Raw genomic sequence first — 3,436 nt, 5'->3', positions numbered from 1 at the left:
ATTTTTATCTACTCATACCTCTATGTCTTTGTTGTTGCTCTTCCTTTTGTTCGTTTGGATAATATTCTGGATTCATTTGTCCATCTATACCTGCTGCTAATTTTCTTATATCAGAATTATCTTCTGTCAGTTCATTAATTCTTTTCGCATAAGCATCTCTTCCTAATAAACGTTCTAATTCTTTTAATAATATTTTGATAAGTTCCATTGCCTTTTTCATGTTATTCGTAAATTCTTCCATCACTTCATAATTCTTTATTAATTTCTCTGATGATTTCGCCAAATCATCATATTGTTTTTGTTTCTCTTGTATCTGTTCATCTTTATCCCTTAATGCTTTTCCAGATTTAATATATTCATAATCATCTGTAATTAATTGTGATGCTTTTATTTGTTCTTGAAATTGCATGAAATCATCATGACTGATGACCACATTACCTGTTTCTTGTAACTCTTTATTAAACAAGCCACCGACTTTTTCTTTCTCTAACTCATATGGAACATTTAAAGGCGTTTTAAGCGTATCTAATGCTTTTTGATACTCTTGTAGCATAGTTTCATTCTTTTGCTTAATATCATCTAATTTTTGGCTCTCATGTTCATATTCTTGTCTATGATAGTCCGTTTTTTGTTTATAACGACTCACTTGTTCATGTTTTTTATTCGTTAGTTGTCTTGATTGTCCACGTTCTAAATTATAACCCTGCTCATTAATATATTGATTAAAACGATCTTGAAATTGTGTTAATGCTTTTTTATTTCCTACTACATCTTTAGCACTTAATCGACCATCTTGAGTAATTGGTACAATACCAAAATGCATATGTGGTGTTTTTTCGTCCATATGAACAGTTGCATATAATAAATTATCTTTGCCATATTCTTGTTCTAAAAATGTCTTTGCATGCTCAAAAAACTTTTGCGTATCTTCTAACGATTGATGATTAAAAAAGTCACTATCTGATGTAATTAATCCATCAATATGTTTTACTGCGTCCTTTCTAATTTTTCGTTTTCCTGTATAATTTTCTTCAATTTTCTCATCAATCAGTTCATTAAAATTTTGTTTTTTTTGATTAACTAAATCGTAATTTAAATATGATTTTTCTAAATCAATATCCATATTTTCATAGTTTTTATTTTCTCTTTGAACGTGTCTTTGTATGCCAGTTGTATTTGTATTTGATTTCACTTTTGCAATTCGAATAATTGAATAAGACAAAACAAAATTACCCCCTAAGCACAAGATTTTACAGTCTTTAATATATAAAGTATAACACACTAGACTTATTTGCTATCGCCATAAGTCATTAATGCGTGTGCTCTGCGAGGCTTGTTTTTGTGCAAGCACAAAAAATGGACTGAACAAGTCAGTCCATAAGTTCAAAACCTGCGACCAAAAATGGTGGTCGCTAATTCGTCATTAAATTTTATGATCACATACGTGATTAAAATTTAATGCACTCAAAATTCAAAAAAAGATAAAAATAATTATAGAGTATAATATTCATAATATTTATTTTAAAAATTATTTGGAGGTCAAATATGTTTGGGTTAGCAACAGAAACTTTTTCAATCGGAACAACAATAATCACTATTCTTAATATTCTTTTAGTTATTTTGGTTGTTTACATTATCAAATTAATTTCAAATCATTTTTCTAAAGTTAAGCAATTAGAAAAAGATGTTGATGAATTAAAAAATGAACGTTGTAATAACGAAAATCAAAATAAGAAATGAAATAAGAGCTCTTCTTAAGTCCGGAGAGCTCTTATAATATTTAAATCATTTCCAAAATTTAAATTCACGTTGCCAAAAATCAATCTGTTTTTGCAATTGTTTTTCATTCGCTTTTAAAGTTGATTTCATCAAATCTGTTAAATCAATCGGAGAAATTTCTTTTATCATATTTTTGTATTTAATCTTTGTAGGTCTTGTTAATTGCCCCCATTTACCTTCTTCATTAATCAATAAATATATCATAGCTTGTTCTTTAATATTTTCTAATGTAGACCAAGCAGGTTTTAAAATGTGTAAATCATTAAAGCAATCATTCCAATAATCAACCATATTTCGTTTGAGTTCAATTTCTACACGCCATAAATGTTCTGAACTAATTTCAATATCTGCATTATCTTTACGTTCTTTTTTCTTGTTATAAATTCTAATGAATCTATCACTGTCACGAACACCAAAATATTTTGTTTCTGGCATTCCATTCGTTCCGTAAAATACTGTTTTCTTAACTGCTTTATCAGTCATTGCATAGTAGCTGCTTAAATCATATTCAAAATCAAAAGCTAAATCTAATCTTGTAAAACCGCAATCTTCCATGTAGTCGATAATGTTTTGTTTTAACCAAAGCATTTCTTCATGTGTGAGTTTATTAGGGTTAAATTCAACACGCATATTACGTCTATCCCAACTATCTGCTTTTACTTTGTCATATTCGATATAAACTTTTTCTTGAAGTGCCTTAGCTTTAAACTTTGTTTGAAGTATATCCCAAAGGCGTATTTGTGGCTCAACGCTCATAAATTTCGATAATGTTTCTGCGTTATTTTTATTAAGATTTCCAACAATTGTCATAGCGTCAAAAGTAATTTTAGGGTCAGCAATGTAAAATTCGTTTACGTCTAACCGGCTATTAGAGTATCCGGTTGAGGTGTAATTTGTAACTTCTTGTGATGTGCCTTGCTTTGAATAAATTTCTTGCTCTTTTTTACTCATAAAAAAACAACTCCTTAATTATTTTTAAGAAGTCGTCCACCCGAATTTATATCTTGATGTATATTTAAATATCGTTTAATATCTAAATATACAAACTCATAAAAAAACAACATATGATTTTTTTGGTGGTTGTCGTTCACTAACTTTGGCGAGGGTGTGGACGACTTCTTTTTTATTTTGTTATTAATATAACACTATCAAAAGACTTGGTCTAATTAGATCAGGTCTTTTTTATTTAAGCATTTATATTATCTCATAGTTAAATTATTTTAAGCTACGTCCAGTTTTCTCTTTATGTTTATCTTTAATCATTTCTGACGGAACTGCAAAAACAAACAACAAGATAAATAATATAAGTGACATATGTGGAATATCTTCTAAGAAATACCAACGCAAGTGCCAATCAAACATCATATTAGCAAACGTAACTGCATACTTTAAAAATAATAATGCTACACAAATAAAGGCTAATCCATCTAAAATTTTAGTTATAACTTTCAACTTCATCATCCCTTTTTATTTAACAATATCATAATTGCATTATTCCAATTTCCTTATTGTTTGGAACCAACAGAGCTTGATATGTTGTTGAGTTGGTACTTCGTTGGGATTAATCCCAACAAACCACCAACCAACTCGCTAACATAGTTAGCTAACATATCGCTCATTCCAAACAATAAGTTTTCTCGGCATAATTGCGTACTTT

Annotated in this window: 4 protein-coding genes; 1 reads left to right on the top strand and 3 read right to left on the bottom strand. The window is 29.0% G+C overall.

The genetic code is table 11. The features are described from left to right. Window positions 1-4 precede the first annotated feature (4 nt). Window positions 5-1,222, bottom strand: a complete 1,218-nt coding sequence (mobV, locus tag NSU06_RS11555) for a MobV family relaxase (RefSeq protein ID WP_340780148.1) — start codon at window positions 1,220-1,222, stop codon at window positions 5-7. Window positions 1,223-1,545: 323 nt separating this feature from the next. On the opposite strand from mobV, the gene NSU06_RS11550 reads away from it, so the two are divergent. After that, on the top strand, window positions 1,546-1,740 hold the full coding sequence (locus NSU06_RS11550) for a hypothetical protein (RefSeq protein WP_053038877.1): 195 nt from the start codon (window positions 1,546-1,548) through the stop codon (window positions 1,738-1,740). A 45-nt stretch (window positions 1,741-1,785) separates the two neighbouring features. Here NSU06_RS11550 and NSU06_RS11545 read toward each other — a convergent pair whose 3' ends face one another. Both NSU06_RS11545 and elxI1 read right to left on the bottom strand, forming a co-directional pair. Further along, complete coding sequence (locus NSU06_RS11545; protein WP_340780142.1) at window positions 1,786-2,730, bottom strand: replication initiation factor domain-containing protein; 945 nt, start codon at window positions 2,728-2,730, stop codon at window positions 1,786-1,788. A gap of 264 nt (window positions 2,731-2,994) precedes the next feature. Beyond that, window positions 2,995-3,231 (bottom strand): epilancin biosynthesis-related protein ElxI1, encoded by a 237-nt coding sequence (elxI1, locus tag NSU06_RS11540; protein WP_340780140.1) that lies wholly within the window; start codon window positions 3,229-3,231, stop codon window positions 2,995-2,997. Between the last annotated feature and the right edge of the window lie 205 nt (window positions 3,232-3,436).

The sequence above is a fragment of the Staphylococcus sp. FSL W8-1270 genome (assembly GCF_038007165.1).
Taxonomy (GTDB): domain Bacteria; phylum Bacillota; class Bacilli; order Staphylococcales; family Staphylococcaceae; genus Staphylococcus; species Staphylococcus hominis.
Note: the sequence above shows the minus strand (reverse complement) of the source record. Positions and strands in the feature narration are given on the sequence as shown.